The sequence below is a fragment of the Streptomyces sp. NPDC005706 genome, assembly GCF_040631045.1.
Lineage (GTDB): Bacteria > Actinomycetota > Actinomycetes > Streptomycetales > Streptomycetaceae > Streptomyces.
On the sequence record NZ_JBEXYS010000001.1, the window covers coordinates 84,216 to 101,506 of the forward strand.

16 protein-coding genes are annotated in these 17,291 nt (G+C 71.6%); 6 read left to right on the forward strand and 10 right to left on the reverse strand.

What is annotated here, in order from left to right; translation table 11 throughout:
- Window positions 1-110: 110 nt before the first annotated feature.
- From ABZ478_RS00325 to ABZ478_RS00345, 5 genes are all read right to left on the reverse strand, one after another.
- The gene (locus ABZ478_RS00325; protein WP_359544276.1) at window positions 111-1,070 is read right to left on the reverse strand and encodes a glycine betaine ABC transporter substrate-binding protein; all 960 of its coding nucleotides are present in this window, start codon (window positions 1,068-1,070) and stop codon (window positions 111-113) included.
- Window positions 1,067-1,915: an ABC transporter permease gene (locus ABZ478_RS00330; protein ID WP_359544277.1), complete on the reverse strand. Its 849-nt coding sequence runs from the start codon at window positions 1,913-1,915 to the stop codon at window positions 1,067-1,069. The genes ABZ478_RS00325 and ABZ478_RS00330 overlap by 4 nt, the downstream gene beginning before the upstream one ends.
- Window positions 1,912-3,153, reverse strand: a complete 1,242-nt coding sequence (locus tag ABZ478_RS00335; protein ID WP_359544278.1) for a betaine/proline/choline family ABC transporter ATP-binding protein — start codon at window positions 3,151-3,153, stop codon at window positions 1,912-1,914. The genes ABZ478_RS00330 and ABZ478_RS00335 overlap by 4 nt, the downstream gene beginning before the upstream one ends.
- Window positions 3,146-3,793, reverse strand: coding sequence for an ABC transporter permease (locus ABZ478_RS00340; RefSeq protein WP_359544279.1), 648 nt, complete (start codon window positions 3,791-3,793; stop codon window positions 3,146-3,148). Before ABZ478_RS00340 ends, ABZ478_RS00335 begins: the two co-directional genes overlap by 8 nt.
- Before the next feature lie 68 nt (window positions 3,794-3,861).
- A complete protein-coding gene (locus ABZ478_RS00345) occupies window positions 3,862-4,332 on the reverse strand; it encodes an Lrp/AsnC family transcriptional regulator (RefSeq protein WP_250400689.1) in 471 nt (156 codons plus the stop codon).
- Between the two features lie 123 nt (window positions 4,333-4,455).
- On the opposite strand from ABZ478_RS00345, the gene hppD reads away from it, so the two are divergent.
- Window positions 4,456-5,601, forward strand: coding sequence for a 4-hydroxyphenylpyruvate dioxygenase (gene hppD, locus ABZ478_RS00350; protein ID WP_359544280.1), 1,146 nt, complete (start codon window positions 4,456-4,458; stop codon window positions 5,599-5,601).
- Between the two features lie 60 nt (window positions 5,602-5,661).
- On the opposite strand, the gene ABZ478_RS00355 is transcribed toward hppD, so the two are convergent.
- On the reverse strand, window positions 5,662-7,155 hold the full coding sequence (locus ABZ478_RS00355; RefSeq protein ID WP_359544281.1) for a tetratricopeptide repeat protein: 1,494 nt from the start codon (window positions 7,153-7,155) through the stop codon (window positions 5,662-5,664).
- A 93-nt stretch (window positions 7,156-7,248) separates the two neighbouring features.
- Between ABZ478_RS00355 and ABZ478_RS00360 the strand changes: the two genes are divergently transcribed.
- A complete protein-coding gene (locus tag ABZ478_RS00360; protein ID WP_359544282.1) occupies window positions 7,249-8,655 on the forward strand; it encodes an FAD-linked oxidase C-terminal domain-containing protein in 1,407 nt (468 codons plus the stop codon).
- A gap of 11 nt (window positions 8,656-8,666) precedes the next feature.
- On the opposite strand, the gene ABZ478_RS00365 is transcribed toward ABZ478_RS00360, so the two are convergent.
- Window positions 8,667-9,080 (reverse strand): SsgA family sporulation/cell division regulator, encoded by a 414-nt coding sequence (locus ABZ478_RS00365; protein ID WP_359544283.1) that lies wholly within the window; start codon window positions 9,078-9,080, stop codon window positions 8,667-8,669.
- A gap of 231 nt (window positions 9,081-9,311) precedes the next feature.
- Between ABZ478_RS00365 and ABZ478_RS00370 the strand changes: the two genes are divergently transcribed.
- The gene (locus ABZ478_RS00370) at window positions 9,312-10,874 is read left to right on the forward strand and encodes an RDD family protein (protein WP_359544284.1); all 1,563 of its coding nucleotides are present in this window, start codon (window positions 9,312-9,314) and stop codon (window positions 10,872-10,874) included.
- A 91-nt stretch (window positions 10,875-10,965) separates the two neighbouring features.
- The gene (locus tag ABZ478_RS00375; protein ID WP_359544285.1) at window positions 10,966-11,697 is read left to right on the forward strand and encodes an RDD family protein; all 732 of its coding nucleotides are present in this window, start codon (window positions 10,966-10,968) and stop codon (window positions 11,695-11,697) included.
- Window positions 11,698-11,769: 72 nt separating this feature from the next.
- Here the strand turns inward: ABZ478_RS00375 and ABZ478_RS00380 are convergent, their stop codons facing one another.
- Window positions 11,770-12,006 carry a hypothetical protein gene (locus tag ABZ478_RS00380; RefSeq protein WP_359544286.1) on the reverse strand — a complete coding sequence of 79 codons (237 nt, stop codon included), beginning with the start codon at window positions 12,004-12,006 and terminating at the stop codon, window positions 11,770-11,772.
- A gap of 367 nt (window positions 12,007-12,373) precedes the next feature.
- Here ABZ478_RS00380 and ABZ478_RS00385 point away from each other — a divergent pair, with 367 nt between their 5' ends.
- Together ABZ478_RS00385 and ABZ478_RS00390 are read left to right on the forward strand one after the other, a co-directional pair.
- The gene (locus ABZ478_RS00385) at window positions 12,374-14,725 is read left to right on the forward strand and encodes an immune inhibitor A domain-containing protein (RefSeq protein ID WP_359544287.1); all 2,352 of its coding nucleotides are present in this window, start codon (window positions 12,374-12,376) and stop codon (window positions 14,723-14,725) included.
- A gap of 121 nt (window positions 14,726-14,846) precedes the next feature.
- Window positions 14,847-15,185: a hypothetical protein gene (locus ABZ478_RS00390; RefSeq protein WP_358930426.1), complete on the forward strand. Its 339-nt coding sequence runs from the start codon at window positions 14,847-14,849 to the stop codon at window positions 15,183-15,185.
- Between the two features lie 21 nt (window positions 15,186-15,206).
- Here the strand turns inward: ABZ478_RS00390 and ABZ478_RS00395 are convergent, their stop codons facing one another.
- Both ABZ478_RS00395 and ABZ478_RS00400 read right to left on the reverse strand, forming a co-directional pair.
- Window positions 15,207-15,800 (reverse strand): isochorismatase family protein, encoded by a 594-nt coding sequence (locus ABZ478_RS00395; protein ID WP_359544288.1) that lies wholly within the window; start codon window positions 15,798-15,800, stop codon window positions 15,207-15,209.
- Between the two features lie 101 nt (window positions 15,801-15,901).
- Window positions 15,902-17,248 carry a nicotinate phosphoribosyltransferase gene (locus ABZ478_RS00400; protein ID WP_359544290.1) on the reverse strand — a complete coding sequence of 449 codons (1,347 nt, stop codon included), beginning with the start codon at window positions 17,246-17,248 and terminating at the stop codon, window positions 15,902-15,904.
- Between the last annotated feature and the right edge of the window lie 43 nt (window positions 17,249-17,291).

A 17,291-nucleotide genomic window follows, 5' to 3' on the forward strand; every position in this document is an offset into this window, starting at 1 on the left:
GTAGCTATGCAAAGCTCCCTTTGCAACACCCTCTTTGCATCGCTTTCTTTGTACGATGGCCACGAGCCGCTCTGTACGAGGGCTCCGAGGCGACCGGGCGGGAAGAACGCCTACTTCACGAACCCTTCCGCCTTCATCCAGTCCAGTGCCACCTGGTGCGGATCCTCCCCGTCGACGTCGACCCGGGCGTTCAGCGTCTGCGCCACCGAGTTGTCCAGCCTGGCGTTGACCGGTTCGATGACCTTCGCGATGGCCGGCCACTTCTCCAGCACCCGGCTGTTGACCACCGGCGTCGCGTTGTAGTTGGGGAAGAACTTCTTGTCGTCCGCCATCACCACCAGGTTCATCGACTTGATCCGCCCGTCGGTGGTGAACACCTCCCCGTAGGTGCACGCCCCCTTCGCCACCTGGGTGTAGATGATTCCGGTGTCCATCTGCGTGACGTTCTTCGCGGGCACGCTCATCCCGTACGCCTTCTCCATGCCGGGCAGCCCGTCCGCCCGGTTGGCGAACTCGCTCTCCACGCACAGGGTGACGGCTCCCGGGTCCCGCTCGGACAGTGCGGCCACCTCGGACAGCGTCCGCGTGCCGTACTTCTTGAAGTTGGCCTGGTTCATGGCGAGCGCGTAGGTGTTGTCGAGCTTCGACGGCTCCAGCCAGGTCAGCCCGTTCTTCAGGTCCGCCGCCCGCACCGCCTCCCACTGCTTGCGCGGGTCGGGGATCGGTCGGCTGTTGCCCAGGTAGGTGATCCAGCCGGTGCCCGTGTACTCGTACTGGGCGTCCGCGTCCCCGTTCTTGACCGCCTCCCGCGATCCGATGGAGCCCTGGATGCCGGTCCGGTCCAGCACGTCCGCGCCGGCGGCCTGGAAGGCGATCCCCATGATCGCGCCGAGGATCAGCTGCTCGGTGAACTCCTTCGAGGTCACGGTGAGATGAGCGCCCTTCAGCGGCTCGCCCGCCCCGATGGAACCGGGCCGGACGTCGTCGACCATCGGGGAGCCGCTGGTCAGACCGCAGCCGGACGGCACGACGAGCAGCGCGGCCAGCAGCGGCGCCACCCGGCGCCTCATGCTCCCGCCTCGAGACCGCGCGGCCGGAGCATGACCTCCGCCAGCGACGCCAGCCAGTCGACCAGCAGGGCGAGGGCGATGGTGAGCAGGGCGCCGAGCACCAGCACCGGCATGCGCTGGGTGGTGATGCCGGTGGTGATCAGCACGCCCAGGCCGCCGCCCCCGCCGAAGGTCGCCAGGGTCGCCGTACCGACGTTGAGGACCAGCGCCGTACGGATGCCGGCGAGGATCAGCGGGACGGCGAGGGGCAGTTCGACCCGGGTGAGGACGCCGAGCGGGGACATGCCGATGCCGCGCGCCGCCTCCAGCAGGGTCGGGTCGTTGGCCTTCAGACCGGCGATGGTGTTGGCCAGCACGGGCAGCACGGCGTAGGCGACGATGCCGATCAGGGCCGCCCTCGTGCCCGTCCCCAGCACGATCACCAGCAGCGCCAGCAGGCCGATCGCCGGGGTCGCCTGGCCCATGTTGGCGATCGTCATCGCCAGCGGGGTCGCCTTCCGCATGGCCCCGCGGGTGAGCAGGATGCCCAGCGGGATCGCGATGATCAGCACGAAGAACGTCGAGATCACCGTCAACTGCACGTGCTGCCACAGCGCCTTGGAGACCTGGCCGCCCGAGAGCGCGTTCCGCGAGATCGTGTCCAGGTCCGCCTGGCGGAACCACAGCCAGGTCACCAGCAGCAGCAGGACCAGGAACGCGGGCAGGACGGTCAGCCGCTGCCAGGTCAGCCGGCGCGCGGGCGGGCGCTGCCGGGGCGGCGGGGCCTCCTGCTCCGCCTCGCCCTCGTCACGGAAGGGCAGCCCCTTGACCTCGTGTTCGCCCCCGGGCCGCTGCTCGGTGCTCACGCCTTCGTCTCCCCTCCGTGCCCCTCCTGCTCGAAATGGGTCTGCTGGCTGCGGGCCTCCTCCAGTTCGGCCTGCGCCTCCATGGCCTCCAGCCGGTCGGCCTCCAGCAGTTCGTGCACGGAGTTCATCAGCGTCTCCATGTCCACGACGCCGATGTACGCCCCGCGCCGCCCGGTCACGGCCACCCGTCCGGCGTTGTCCGTGAGCACCGCCTCCAGCGCGTCCCGCAGGGTCGCGTCCCGGGTCACCGTGTCGTGCACCAGCGTGCCCGCGCGGGCCAGCGAGCCGCGGGCCCGCATCAGGTCGCCGCGCCGCAGCCACTTGTAGGGACGGCGCCGCCTGTCGAGCAGCAGGATCTCGTTGGTGCCGCTGCCGCGCAGCAACCCGAAGATCTGCTGGAGCGGGGTGTCCACGGTCACCGTCGGGTACTCCCGCATCTCCACGTCCCGGACCCGGGTCAGGTTGAGCCGCTTCAAGGCCGCGCCCGCGCCGACGAAACCGGAGACGAAGTCGTCGGCCGGGTTGGTCAGGATGGCCTCCGGGGTGTCGAACTGGGCGATGTGCGAGTGCTCGCGCAGGACGGCGATCCGGTCGCCCAGCTTGATCGCCTCGTCGAAGTCGTGGGTGACGAAGACGATCGTCTTGTGCAGCTCGCGCTGGAGCCGGATCAGCTCGTCCTGGAGGTGGTCGCGGGTGATCGGGTCGACCGCGCCGAACGGCTCGTCCATCAGCAGCACCGGGGGATCGGCGGCCAGGGCCCGGGCCACGCCGACGCGCTGCTGCTGGCCGCCGGAGAGCTGGCGCGGGTAGCGGTCGCGGAACTCGCCCGGGTCGAGCCCGACGAGGTCCAGCATCTCCTCGACCCGCTCGCGCACCCGGCCCTTCGGCCAGCCGACCATTTTCGGCACCAGGGCGATGTTCTGCGCGACCGTCATGTGCGGGAACAGGCCGGAGGACTGGATGGCGTACCCGACCTTGCGGCGCAGCCGCACCGGGTCGATGCGGGTGACGTCCTCGCCGTCGATGCGGATGCGCCCGCCGGTCGGCTCGATCAGCCGGTTGATCATCTTCAGTGTCGTGGACTTCCCGCAGCCCGACGGCCCGACGAAGATCACCGTCTCGCCGGCCCTGATCTCCATGCTGACGTTGTCCACCGCCGGCTGCGGGCTGCCCGGGTAGCGCTTGGTCAGGTTCTCCAGCTCGATCGTGGCGCCGTGCGAGGAGGTCGTCTCAGCCACGGATCCCCCTGGGAATGGTCAGCCGGCCGAGCAGCACGTACGCGGCGTCGAACAGCAGGGCGAGGATGACGATGCCGAGCGTGCCGGCGAGCACCTGGTTCAGGGCGTTCTTGCTGCCCAGCGAGGCCAGGCCGCGGAAGATCTCGTTGCCCAGGCCGGGGCCAGAGGCGTAGGCGGCGATGGCCGCGATGCCCATCAGCATCTGCGTGGCGACCCGGATGCCGGTCAGGATGGGCGGCCAGGCCAGCGGCAGCTCGACCCGCAGCAGCCGCGCCGGCCGGGACATGCCGATCCCGCGGGCCGCGTCCACCAGCGCCGGATCGACCCCGCGCAGGCCCACGATGGAGTTCCGCACGATGGGCAGCAGCCCGTACAGGATCAGCGCGATCACGGTGGGCGCCACCCCGAGGCCCACGATCGGGATGAGCAGGCCGATCATCGCGAGCGAGGGGATGGTCAGAAAGGTCGCCGTGGTCGTGGTGGCCAGGTTGCCCGCCCACGCCGAGTGATAGGTGGCCACGCCGATCAGCACACCCAGGACGGTCGCCACGACCATGCACTGGAAGACCGCGCTGGCGTGCTGGTAGGCGTCCGCGAGCAGTTGCTGGTGGCGGCTGCCCAGGTACTCCCAGAAGCTCACGCGGCCTCACCCCAGCTCGTCGGACCCTTCCCGGTCGTCCGAGCCGCACACGCTCGCCCGCCCCCGGCTCACTCGCCGACGGCGGCCTGCTCCACCAGCGGGATGATCCGCAGCGGAACGGGGTTCTCCATGACGATCGCCGTGGAGGCCCGGACGATGCCATCAAAACCGACGACCCGGTCGATCACCCGCTGGAGATCGGCGTTGGACCGGGCCACGAGCCGGCACAGCATGTCCCCGCTGCCGGTGGTGGTCAGCAGCTCCAGCACCTCCGGCACGGTCGCCAAGTGCGCCCGTACGTCGGCCCCTTGACCCTGCCGGATCTGCAGCGTGGCGAACGCGGTGACCGGGTAGCCGAGGGCCGCCGGGTCCACCTGGGGACCGAAGCCCCGGATGACTCCATTCGACTGAAGACGGTCCAGCCGCGCCTGCACCGTCCCCCGGGCGACCCCGAGCCGCCGGGACATCTCCAGCACCCCGATCCGCGGTTCCCGCGCCAGCAGCACGATGATCCGGCCGTCCAGGCGATCGATCGCCACAGCACCTCCCGGGGATGGTCATCCTGTACAGAAAGCCCGTCGACACGGCCATTGAGCTGAACACATTGCCCAGTGATTAAGCGAACTATTGCGCACCTTGCAGGCCCGGTCCACCCTTCCGCTATGACGCAGACCACAGACCACACTCCCGACACCGCACGGCAGGCCGACCCCTTCCCGGTCAAGGGAATGGACGCGGTCGTCTTCGCCGTGGGCAACGCCAAGCAGGCCGCGCACTACTACTCCAGCGCCTTCGGCATGAAGCTGGTCGCCTACTCCGGACCGGAGAACGGCAGCCGCGAGACCGCGAGTTACGTGCTGGAGAACGGCTCGGCACGGTTCGTCCTCACCTCGGTGATCAAGCCGAGCAGCGACTGGGGCCACTTCATCGCCCAGCACGTGGCCGAGCACGGCGACGGCGTCGTCGACCTGGCCATCGAGGTGCCGGACGCGCGCGCCGCCCACGCCTACGCCGTCGAGCACGGCGCCCGCTCGGTCACCGAGCCTTACGAGGTGAAGGACGAGCACGGCACCGTCGTCCTCGCCGCCATCGCCACCTACGGCGAGACCCGCCACACCCTGGTCGAGCGCACCGGCTACGACGGCCCGTACCTGCCCGGGTACGTGGCGGCCCAGCCGATCGTCGCGCCGCCCGCCCAGCGCACCTTCCAGGCCGTCGACCACTGCGTCGGCAACGTCGAACTCGGCCGGATGAACGAGTGGGTCGAGTTCTACAACAAGGTCATGGGCTTCACGAACATGAAGGAGTTCGTGGGCGACGACATCGCCACCGAGTACAGCGCGCTGATGTCGAAGGTCGTCGCGGACGGCACCCTCAAGGTGAAGTTCCCGATCAACGAGCCCGCGATCGCCAAGAAGAAGTCCCAGATCGACGAGTACCTGGAGTTCTACGGCGGCGCCGGTGTCCAGCACATCGCGCTGAACACCAACGACATCGTGCAGACCGTACGGACGATGCGTGCGGCCGGCGTCCAGTTCCTCGACACCCCGGACTCCTACTACGACACCCTCGGCGAGTGGGTCGGCGACACCCGCGTGCCCGTCGACACCCTGCGCGAACTGAAGATCCTCGCCGACCGCGACGAGGACGGCTACCTGCTGCAGATCTTCACCAAGCCGGTCCAGGACAAGCCGACCGTGTTCTTCGAACTGATCGAGCGGCACGGCTCGATGGGCTTCGGCAAGGGCAACTTCAAGGCCCTGTTCGAGGCGATCGAGCGCGAGCAGGAGAAGCGGGGCAACCTCTAGGCCGTGTCCGCAAAGTCGCGCCTGCGACGCGACTTTGTGGACACGACCCAGCGGCGTCCCTCAGGACATGTCGTCCGGCGGGGGCTCGTCGGGAATCTCCCCGAGCCCCCGCAGGGCCTCTCCCGCCGCAGCGGCCCCGAGCGGCGAGAAGTACGGGTTGATCCGCAGCGCCTCCTCGAGGTGCCGCCGGGCCGGCCCCGCGCTCCCCAGCTCGCGTTCGATCATGCCCCGGTGGTACGCGTACAGGGCACTGATCACGCCGCCGCCCTTCGCCTTGTCCGTCGCGGCCGAGGCGTAGGTCAGCGCCTCCGTGTCCTCGCCGGCCCGGTGCAGCGCCCAGCCGAGGGCGTCGGCCACCTCGATCCCGGGCTGGCGCCGCCACTCCTCGCGCAGCCGCTCCACCGCGTCCTCCGGGTCGGCGTGGTCCGCCTCGAACTGCCCGATCAGCAGCTCCTCGTCGACCCCGTCCGCCACCGACCGCCGGACCCGCTCGCGCAGCAGGGCGTAACTCCCCTCGGCGTCCTCGTACCGGCCCAGCGACTCGTACAGCTCGCCCAGCTCCAGCGCGTCCCGCGCGTCCGGCTGCCGGGCCAGGGCCGCCCGGTACGCGGCCACCGCCTCGTCGGTGCGGCCCAGCGCGGCCAGCGCCCGGCCCTTCCCGGACAGCGCCGCCCGCCGGCCGGGCTCCAGCCGTACGGCCGCCTCGAAGTGCCGCAGCGCGTCCTCCCGGTCGCCCCGCTCCCAGGCGAGCTGCCCCACCCCCGTCAGGTACGCGGCCTGCTCGGCGGGGGTGCGGGCGGCGGCCGCCGCGTCCGTCAGCTGGGCCACGGAGTCCTCGCGCCAGCCCCGGTCCCGATAGACGCCCGAGGCCCGAGCCATCACCGCCGGCCGGTCGGCCGCCCCGGTGCGCAGCCCCAGCAGCTTGTCCAGCGCGCCCCGGGCCGCCTTGTAGTCGCCGAGCCCGGTGTAGGCGTCGATCAGCGGCGGATACGCCGACCAGCGTTTCGGGGTCAGCTTGAGCGCCTGCTCGCCGTACCGTTTCGCCGCCGGGAAGTCCCGCCGCGCGTTCGCCAGCGCGGCCAGCCCGCCCAGCGCCGCCGCGCGCTCCGCCGGCCCGGTGCCGGCCACCTCCAGCGAGGTCCGCAGCGCCCGCTCCGCCTTCGGGAAGTCCGCCGCGTCGGCGGCGTTGCGCCCCCGCTGCACATACGCGGCCCCCAGGACCGCCCAGGCCCGCGCGTCCCGGGGCCGGGCCCGAACCGCGCCCTCCTGCTGCCCGATGAGCGCCGCAAGGTCCGGCAGCGCGGCCGGGATCCCGGAGGCGACCGCGGCCGCCGTCAGCGCGGGCGACTGCGCCCGCGGGCCCGCGGCGGGCGGTGCCGCCCGGCGGTGCGCCGGCTCCGGCGGCAGCAGCATCAGCACCCCGCCCGCCGCGGCCGAGCCCGCCAGCACGGTGACCAGCAGGCGCCGCAGCAGACGCCGGGCGCGGCGCGGCGGGGGCGGCTCGGCCACCAGGGACGTACCGGGGCCGGAACCGCCGTACGGTCGGATCTCCATACCGTTCACTGTGCGCCAGTACGCGGGGCACATCCGGGTGGCCCAAGGGAGGCACGGACGGGGTTCACACCGATGGCCCCCGAGTGTCACGCTGTGATCGTGAGCCGTATCGAAGCGCCCCGCGACGAAGTGACGAGCAACCTCACCGATCGGCTCCTGGCCGGCCTGCCGCCCGAAACCGTCCTGACCGATCCCGACGTCACGGCCTCCTACGCCAACGACATGGCGAGCTTCTGCCCGTCCGGCACCCCGGCCGTGGTGGTGCTGCCGCGCACCGTCGAACAGGTGCAGCACGTCATGCGGACCGCGTCCGAGCTGCGCGTCCCGGTCGTCCCGCAGGGTGCCCGCACCGGCCTGTCCGGCGGCGCCAACGCCACCGACGGCGCCATCGTGCTGTCCCTGACCCGGATGGACCGCATCCTGGAGGTCAGCCCGGTCGACCGGATCGCCGTCGTGGAACCGGGCGTCGTCAACGCGGCGCTCTCCCGCGAGGTGGACAAGTACGGCCTGTACTACCCGCCGGACCCGTCGAGCTGGGAGACGTGCACCATCGGGGGCAACATCGGCACGGCGTCCGGCGGCCTGTGCTGCGTGAAGTACGGGGTGACGGCCGAGTACGTGCTCGGCCTGGACGTCGTCCTCGCCGACGGCCGGCTGATGTCCACCGGCCGGCGCACCGCCAAGGGCGTGGCGGGCTACGACCTGACCCGCCTCTTCGTAGGCTCCGAGGGTTCCCTCGGCGTCGTCGTACGGGCCGTGCTGGCGCTGAGGCCGAAGCCGCCCCAGCAGCTCGTGCTGGCCGCCGAGTTCGCCTCGTCGGCCGCCGCCTGCGACGCCGTCTGCCGGATCATGGAGGGCGGACATGTGCCGTCCCTCCTCGAACTGATGGACCGTACGACCGTCAAGGCGGTCAACGACCTCGCCCACATGGGGCTGCCGGAGTCCACCGAGGCGCTGCTGCTGGCCGCCTTCGACACCCCGGACCCCGCCGCCGACCTCGCCGCCCTCGGCGCGCTGTGCGAGGCGGCCGGCGCCACCCAGGTGGTCCCCGCCGACGACGCCGCCGAGTCCGAACTCCTGCTGCAGGCCCGGCGGCTCTCGCTGACCGCGCTGGAGGCGGTCAAGGGCACGACGATGATCGACGACGTGTGCGTGCCCCGTTCGAAGCTCGGCGCGATGCTGGAGGGCGTCGAGCGGATCGCCGCGAAGTACGGCCTCACCATCGGCGTCTGCGCGCACGCCGGCGACGGCAACACCCACCCCACCGTCTGCTTCGACGCCCAGGACGTCGACGAGTCCCGGCGGGCCCGCGAGTCCTTCGACGAGATCATGGCGCTCGGCCTGGAACTCGGCGGCACCATCACCGGCGAGCACGGTGTGGGCGTGCTCAAGAAGGAGTGGCTGGCGCGGGAGATCGGGCCGGTCGGCGTGGAGATGCAGCGCGCGGTGAAGGGGGTCTTCGACCCGCTCGGCATCCTCAACCCGGGCAAGCTCTTCTGAGCCGCCGGGCCTCACCGGGTGAGCAGCTCGTCGATCGCGTCGTCGATGCCGAGCCGCCCGTCCTCGGTACCCGGCGGCACCGCCCGCAGCGTCCGCTCCAGCCAGGCGGACACCGGCGTGGCCGGCAGCTCCAGCAGGGCGTCGCCGTCCGGTGAACTCAGCGCGATCAGGAGGACGCCGCGGCCCTCGGCCTTCGTCGGCCACACCCGCACGTCCCCGTGCCCGCACGGCCGGAACACCCCCTCCACCAGAAGCTCCCGGGCGAACGTCCACTCGACGGGGTGCTCGGAGGTGGTGTGGAAGGTGAGGTGCACGGCGTAGGGGTCACCGGACCGGTAACCCAGCCGGGCCGGTACCGGGACGCTCCGCTCGGGAGACAGGACGAGCTGGATCTCCAGCTCCCGTTCCACCACGGTCTGCTGCATGAGCTGTGTTTCCTCTCTTCCGGGGCCGCTTTGAACGGGCCCGCACCGGTGGAGAGGGGGCAGGGTGGCGACCATTACGCGGGTTCGGGGAAGTTTCTCCGGCCGGGTGCGGGATCCGTGGACGGCGTTGCCCGGAAAGGGGTGGGTACGGCGGGACTGGCGGTGCGGCATGCCCCGGTCTGATAGATGTGGAGCCCCTTACCACCCCCGAGCAGATACGGGACGACGGACATGAGCGCCCCAACCCCGGCCCCCGGTGACGACAGGCCCCGCGAGGGCTACTACCCGGACCCGTCCATCCCCGGCTACGTCCGGTACTGGAACGGCGCCTCCTGGGTGCCGGGCACCAGCCGGCCGGCGCCGCGGGACGGCGAACCGCTCGACCCGCCGCCCGGGTTCCACCCGGCGGTCCCGGCCGTGGAGGAGACGGGCCCGCACTTCTTCGACGAGGACCCGCAGCCGGGGCCCGCCGGGGAGCGGCCCGGGCAGCGGCAGGCGGCCGCCTGGGGTGCTGATCCGAGGGTCCCGGCGGACGCCCCGTCCCAGCCGGCCGGGCACGCCGCCCGTACCGACGGCACGGCGTCGATCCCGCCGGCCGAGGACGAGCCGGACCCCAGCGGCACCTTCCTCTTCCGTCGTCCGGTCCCGGGCCCCGCGGCCGTCCAGGACTCCGGCACCATGACGTTCCGCCAGGTTCCGGGGCAGGGGCAGAACCCGGCCCGGGGGCGGCAGTCCGGCGCGCCCGCGGCCTCCGGCCCCGAAGCGGGCGGAGCCCCCGGCGCCTCGGGCACCCCCGGGTTCGGCCCGGCCGCCACGGGTTCCGGTGGCCAGGCATCCGGGGGGTTCGGACCCCAGGGGCCGGCCATGGCGCCGCAGACGGGGCCGGGAGGCGCCGGCGGATCCGGTGGCTCGGGTGCGCAGGGCCCGGCCGCGGGCCCCGGCTTCGGCGCCGGGAAGGCCGCCGCCGCGCGGGCGGCGGGCGCACCGACCCCGCAGGCGCCCCAGGCCCCGGCGGCCCCGGCCTCCGCCGTGCCCCAGCAGGCCGCACCCCATTCGGCCGTGCCGCAGCAGGCCGCACCCCAGCAGCCCGCACCCCAGCAGCCCGCCGCACCCCAGCAGCCCGCGCCCCAGCAGTCGGCGGCCCGGCGGCCCGGCGGCTCCGGCACTCCGCTGACCGCCGGGCCGGGCGGCGGCCAGGCGTCCTGGGCGCAGCAGGTGCACCGGCTGGCCGGGGGAGCGGACGAGCAGCCCGTGGCGCCGTGGAAGCCGCCGGTCGAGGACCCGTTCCAGGCGGTGGCCCGCCGGCAGGCGGCGGCCCGCCCGGCCGGCCTCGGCAAGCGGTTCGCCGCCCGGCTGATCGACAACCTGGTCCTCGGCGCCGTCACCGCGGCCGCCGCCGTCCCGCTCGGCACCCAGGCGGTCGACCACGTCCAGGACAAGATCGACGCCGCCAGGCTGTCCGGCCGCACCGTCACCGTCTGGCTGATCGACGGCACGACCGGCACCGCGCTCGGCATCGTCCTCGGCGTCCTGCTCGTCTTCGGCGTGCTGTACGAGGCGCTGCCCACCGCCAAGTGGGGCCGCACGCTGGGCAAGAAGCTGTGCGGGATCGAGGTCCGGGACATCGAGGGGCACGAGCCGCCGGGGTTCGGCGCGGCCCTGCGCCGCTGGCTGGTCTACAGCGTTCCCGGCCTGCTCGGCATCGGCCTGCTCGGTGTGCTCTGGTGCCTGTTCGACCGGCCCTGGCGCCAGTGCTGGCACGACAAGGCGGCCCACACCTTCGTCGCGGACTGACAGCGGACGACGCGCACGGGGCGGGGCCCCCGTAGCCCGTACGGCCGCCCGCCGGATGCGGAGCCGGTGCGTTCGCGGTCCACTCGGGCACATGAGCAGTGAACCGCCCCCCGGCTCCGGCGCGGAGCCCCCCGAGGACGACCCGTTCAGGAAGCGGCCCCCGTCGGACCAGGGGGCGGGCTCCCCGTACGACAGCCCGTACGGCGACCGGCAGCCCCCGCCGCCCGGAGGACAGCAGCCGCCCCCCTACGGCGGTGGTGAACCCCCCGGTGGCGGCGGCCCGTACGGGGGCGGCCCCTACGGAGGCGGGCCCCACGACGCCGGTGGCCCCTACGGCGGCGGCCCGTACGGCGGTCCCGCCGACCCCCTCGCCGGCATGCCCCCGCTCGCGGACAATGGCAGGCGCACCCTCGCCCGCATCATCGACATGATCCTCGTGGGCATCGTCGTCTGGCTGGTCACCTGGCCCCTCGGGGTGCAGCAGTACGACGTGAACGGGAACCGGATGGAGGTCGGCCGGTCCCTCTGGCAGTCCTTCGTCGCCGCCGTCCTCTACGTCGCCTACGACACGATCCTGATCGCCAAGTCGGGGCAGACCCTCGGCAAGAAGTGGCTCAAGATGCGGGTGGCCAACCTGAACGACGGTGCCACGCCCTCGACACAGACCTCGCTGGTCCGCGCCCTGGTGCTGTGGCTGCCGTTCGCCTTCTGCTGCGCCTGCGTCTGGACGGTGATCTGCGGCGGGTGGAGCTATTTCGACAAGCCGTACAAACAGGGCCTGCACGACAAGGCCGCCAAGACGGTGGAGGTCGACACCCGCTGAGGCGCGCGGGGTTGTCGTACGGCAGCGGCGGGTCGGTGGATGCCACGGACCCGCCGCTCACGTGTGCGCCGTTCAGAGCGTGGTCGGGACCCGCTCGCTCTCCCGCGCGGGCTCGGTGGGCGTGGTGACGGCACGCACCCCGGGCAGGGGCACCGTCATCGCGACGAGCAGCCCCAGGGCGAGCGCGGCCAGGGCGATGACGGTGATCGCGAGGCCCGAACTCGCCTGCGACAGCAGCAGCATGGCGAGTGTCGACAGGATCACGGTGCACGAACCGTAGGCGAGCTGTGCGGCGGTCGGACGAGGCATGGCAATCGTGTCCTCGGAACATCTCGGGGGATTCGGGGTGCCGTTCGACTCTCTTCGCGGTGCATGCCCGAGCGACGCGCCCGGTAAGCATGACCTAACCCACGGTACCGGTGCACAGGGGGCGCACGGAGTCATGAGGTCCGGGAAGCGGACGGTCCCGCGCGCCCGTCGGACGGGACCCCGGCGTTCGTAAAGCGGACCTCGTCTCCGCATAGTGCACTTGTCCTGCTCAAGTCAAGGTCTGTTTTTTCTTCTAAACCTCTAGTCAAATGACGTCACTTGATACACGCGTTGAACGTGCGCGCACGGAACTCTCCATGAACCGGGAACCCCCTGTCCGTGTGCGCGGCGCGGGGGAGGAACTCAAGTGACCAGCAGACCCTGGACGTTCAGAGCCGCCGCGATAGGTGTGGCGCTCGCGACGGCCTCCGCCACCTACGCGACCTTCGCGGTCGCCGAGGCGAGCACCCAGGCCCCGTCGGCAGCCGCGAACCGGCACGACCCGGCCCCGGTGAAGCAGAAGGCCCATGACCTGGACGGCCCGCTGAGCAAGACGCAGCGCGCCCAGCGTCAGGAGGCCCTGAACCAGATCATTGCGGGCAAGGCGAAGGCCAAGGACCGCAACGGCTCGAAGGTCGTCCAGCTCAAGAGCAAGAAGGGCGACAGCAAGTACGTCGAGCTGAGCCGGGAGAAGACCGACAAGATCTTCACCATCCTGGTGGAGTTCGGTGACCAGACGGACCCCAAGTACGGGGGCACCGCCGGTCCGCTGCACAACACGATCGCCAAGCCGGACCGCAAGAAGGACAACTCGACGGCCTGGCAGCAGGACTACAACCAGAAGCACTTCCAGAACCTCTACTTCGGCACCGGCTCGAAGACCGAGTCGCTGAAGAAGTACTACGAGAAGCAGTCCTCGGGCCGCTACTCGGTCGACGGTGAGGTCTCGGACTGGGTCAAGGTCCCGTACAACGAGGCCCGTTACGGCAACAACGCCTGCGGCCAGACCAACTGCTCCAGCGTGTGGAACGTCGTCCGCGACGGCCTCACCGCCTGGGTCGCCGACCAGAAGAAGGCCGGCAAGTCCGACGCCGCCATCAAGGCGGACCTGGCCAAGTACGACCAGTGGGACCGGTACGACTACGACGGCGACGGCAACTTCAACGAGCCCGACGGCTACGTCGACCACTTCCAGCTCGTGCACGCCGGTGAGGACGAGTCCGCGGGCGGCGGCGCCCAGGGCACGGACGCCATCTGGGCGCACCGCTGGTACGCCTTCGGCACCGACGCCGGCGCCACCGGCCCCAGCGACAACAAGCTCGGCGGCACGCAGGTCGGCGACACCGGTGTCTGGGTCGGCGACTACACCATCCAGCCGGAGAACGGCGGCCTCGGTGTCTTCGCCCACGAGTACGGCCACGACCTCGGTCTGCCGGACGAGTACGACACCGCCGGCGGCGACAACTCCACCGGCTTCTGGACGCTGATGTCCTCCGGTTCCTGGCTGGGTACCGGCAAGGAAGCCATCGGCGACATGCCGGGCGACATGAACGCCTGGGACAAGCTGCAGCTCGGCTGGCTCAACTACGACACCGCCAAGGCGGGCGTCAAGTCCTGGCACAAGCTGGGCGTCGCCGAGTACAACACCAAGTACCGCCAGGCGCTGGTCGTCACGCTGCCCAACAAGGCCGTGAAGACCGAGATCGTCACCCCGGCCGAGGGCGCCACCCAGTGGTGGAGCGGCAGCGGCGACGACCTCAAGAACACGCTGACCCGCTCCGTGGACCTCACGGGCAAGAAGTCGGCCACCCTCTCGCTCGACGGCTGGTACGACATCGAGTCCGAGTACGACTACCTCTACACCGAGGTGTCCACGGACGGTGCCAACTGGACCGCCATCGACGGCACGGTGGACGGCCAGGCCATCCCGCGTGACGCCTCCGGCAAGCCGGCCCTGACCGGCACGGTCGACAGCTACAAGAAGCTGTCGTACTCGCTGGACGCCTACGCCGGCCAGAAGGTGCAGCTGCGCTTCCGCTACCAGACCGACGGTGGTGTGGCCCTGAAGGGCTTCACGGCCGACGAGATCACGGTGACGGCCGACGGCACGCCGGTGTTCTCCGACAACGCCGAGTCCGCGGACGCCGCTTGGACCGCCAACGGCTTCTCCCGCGTGGGCGCGTCCTTCACCAAGGACTACAAGCAGTACTACCTCGCCGAGAACCGCCAGTACGTGTCGTACGACAAGACCCTCAAGGTCGGCCCGTACAACTTCGGCTTCTCGTCGCGCCCGGACTGGGTGGAGCACTACCCGTACCAGAACGGCCTGCTGATCTGGAAGTGGGACACCTCCCAGGCGGACAACAACACCAACGTCAACGGCCACCCGGGCACCGGTCTGATCCTGCCCGTGGACGCGCACTACAAGGCGCTCAAGTGGGCCGACGGCACGCTGCTGCGCAACCGGATCCAGGCCTACGACTCGACGTTCGGCCTGGACGCCACGGACGGCATCACGCTGCACAAGGCCGACAAGGCGCTCAAGATCAAGTCGCAGAAGGGTGTGCCGGTCTTCAACGACCACACCAGCACCTACTACGACGCGTCGAACCCGACCGGCGGTGTCAAGATCACTGACACCAACACCAAGATCAAGATCGTCAAGCAGAGCCACGGCGGCTCGACGTTCGAGCTCGAGGTCGGCCCGGCGGTGAAGTAGCGGATATTTCCGCAGGTCAAAAGCGTATCGGCGGTGACCCCCTGGCGGGTCGCCGCCGATCGTGTTTAGGTGCGTCCTGTGGCTCGCTTATTGACACCGACCGGAACGGGGATGTGACCACATGGCCGCAGGAGGCTTCAGCAAACTGCCGAACGGCACCGTGGTGGTGGCACTCAACCTACCCAGACCCGGCCCGGCCTGCGGCTCCGCCGGGGTACGCGTCCTGGTGCACGCCCAGAACCGCGCACGAGCCCTGACCAGGCTCCGCAACCTGGGCCTGCGCGCGATCTACCTGCGGGGCAACGCCGCCCCGCCCACCCCGGACGAGATCACGGCGGTGCTGCACCACCCCGACGGCCTGATATGGCGCACGGCACCGGACAACGGTGTCACGGTGACCGAGCTGTGGCACCCCATCCGCGCCCTGCTGCGCGCACCGGCCGTGGCCCAGCGCGGCTGAGCACCCCGGGCGGGCGGCCGCCTAGCCGCCGACCACCGGCTTGCCGGTGAGCTCCACCCCGGCCCCGCGCAGCTCCTCCAGGGCCCGCTCCGTGGTCTCCGGGGCGACGCCCGCGGTCAGGTCCAGCAGGATCTGTGTACGGAAACCCTCCCGGACCGCGTCCAGCGCGGTGGCCCGTACGCAGTGGTCGGTGGCTATGCCGACCACGTCCACCTCGTCGATGTGCCGGGCCCGCAGCCACTCGGCCAGCGGGACGCCGTTCTCGTCGGCGCCCTCGAAGCCGCTGTAGGCCGCCGAGTACGCGCCCTTGTCGAACACCGCGTCCACCGCCCCGGAGGCGACGGCCGGTGCGAAGTTCGGGTGGAAGCCGACCCCCTCGGTGCCCGCGACGCAGTGCGCGGGCCAGGAGTGGACGAAGTCGGGGTCGTCGGCGAAGTGGCCGCCGGGCGCGATGTGGTGGTCGCGGGTGGCCACCACATGGCGGTACCCGGTGCCCCCCGCCTGCCCGATCAGCTCGGTGACGGCGGCGGCCACGTCGGCGCCGCCGGCCACCGCGAGGCTGCCTCCCTCGCAGAAGTCGTTCTGCACGTCTACGACGATCAAGGCGCGGCGCATGGTGGGTGTCCTTCGACTGTCCGGTTGAGCGATGGAGCCCGGAGACTTCGCGGTTCCTGCGGGAGGAGGGCGACGGGCGGGGGAGCGGTGGGCGTCCTGCTTTAGCTACCCGAGAGACCCTGCGCGTACTCCGTCGGGAGGACGGGCTCGCCCTGCGAGAGCTGCGTCGCGGACAGCGGCAGCGCGGCGCGCACCGCGATGTGCCGGTCGCGGGCCACGTCCAGCGGCTCGCGCCCGACGACCTCGCCGTCCTCGACCAGCCGCACCAGGAGCTGCCGTCCGGCCAGCTCGTCGGGGACCGGCCCGGTGCCCACGACCTCGGCCTCCGCGACGCCCTCCCGGTCCAGCCGGCGCGCCGCCCACTTGCGTCCGCCGACGGAGATCTTGCCCCCGGTGGACTTCTTCGCGACCGGCACCATCGGCGCCGCCGGATCGGCGGACTCGGCCCGCGCGACCAGCTTGTAGACCATCGAGCAGGTGGGGTGCCCGGAACCGGTCACCAGCTGGGTGCCGACGCCGTACGCGTCCACGGGCGCCGCCGCGAGCGAGGCGATGGCGTACTCGTCCAGGTCGGAGGTGACGACGATCTTCGTACCGGTCGCGCCCAGCTCGTCGAGCTGGTGCCGCACCCGGTGCGCGACCAGCAGCAGGTCCCCGGAGTCGATGCGCACCGCGCCCAGCTCGGGACCGGCCACCTCCACCGCCGTACGGACGGCCTCGGCGACGTCGTAGGTGTCCACCAGGAGCGTGGTGCCCCGGCCGAGGGACTCCACCTGGGCCTGGAAGGCGTCCCGCTCCCGGTCGTGCAGCAGGGTGAAGGCGTGCGCGGAGGTGCCGACGGTCGGGATGCCGTACCGGAAGCCGGCGGCGAGGTCGGAGGTGGTCGCGAAGCCGCCGAGGTACGCGGCCCGGGAGGCGGCCACGGCGGCCAGCTCGTGGGTGCGGCGGGCGCCCATCTCGATCAGCGGGCGGTCGCCGGCGGCGGAGGACATCCGGGACGCGGCGGCCGCGATCGCCGAGTCGTGGTTGAGGATGGACAGGATCACGGTCTCCAGCAGCACGCACTCGGCGAAGGTGCCCTCGACCCGCAGGACGGGCGAGCCGGGGAAGTACACCTCCCCCTCGGGATAGCCCCACACGTCACCGCTGAAGCGGTATCCGGCGAGCCACTTCAGGGTCTCCTCGTCGACGATCGCGCGCTCCCGCAGGAAGGCGAGGACGCTCTCGTCGAAGCGGAAGTTCTCGACCGCGTCCAGCACCCGCCCGGTGCCCGCCACCACGCCGTAACGGCGCCCGTGGGGCAGCCGCCGGGTGAAGACCTCGAAGACGCTGCGCCGCTCGGCCGTACCGGCCTTCAGGGCGGCCTGCAGCATCGTCAGCTCGTACTGGTCCGTGAAGAGCGCCGTCGAGGGAACGTCCACCGGCAGTCCAAGGTCCGCCACGTCCACCACTACCTCCGTCAGCTCGTGACTGCCTGGCCACCCCAGGACG

Coding starts and splice junctions, on each gene's coding strand:
- ABZ478_RS00395 (WP_359544288.1), bottom strand. CDS start 15,800: ATGCGCCGCGCCTTGATCGTCGTAGACGTGCAGAACGACTTCTGCGAG.
- ABZ478_RS00355 (WP_359544281.1), bottom strand. CDS start 7,155: ATGGAGATCCGACCGTACGGCGGTTCCGGCCCCGGTACGTCCCTGGTG.
- ABZ478_RS00325 (WP_359544276.1), bottom strand. CDS start 1,070: ATGAGGCGCCGGGTGGCGCCGCTGCTGGCCGCGCTGCTCGTCGTGCCG.
- ABZ478_RS00390 (WP_358930426.1), top strand. CDS start 14,847: ATGGCCGCAGGAGGCTTCAGCAAACTGCCGAACGGCACCGTGGTGGTG.
- ABZ478_RS00380 (WP_359544286.1), bottom strand. CDS start 12,006: ATGCCTCGTCCGACCGCCGCACAGCTCGCCTACGGTTCGTGCACCGTG.
- hppD (WP_359544280.1), top strand. CDS start 4,456: ATGACGCAGACCACAGACCACACTCCCGACACCGCACGGCAGGCCGAC.
- ABZ478_RS00365 (WP_359544283.1), bottom strand. CDS start 9,080: ATGCAGCAGACCGTGGTGGAACGGGAGCTGGAGATCCAGCTCGTCCTG.
- ABZ478_RS00370 (WP_359544284.1), top strand. CDS start 9,312: ATGAGCGCCCCAACCCCGGCCCCCGGTGACGACAGGCCCCGCGAGGGC.
- ABZ478_RS00375 (WP_359544285.1), top strand. CDS start 10,966: ATGAGCAGTGAACCGCCCCCCGGCTCCGGCGCGGAGCCCCCCGAGGAC.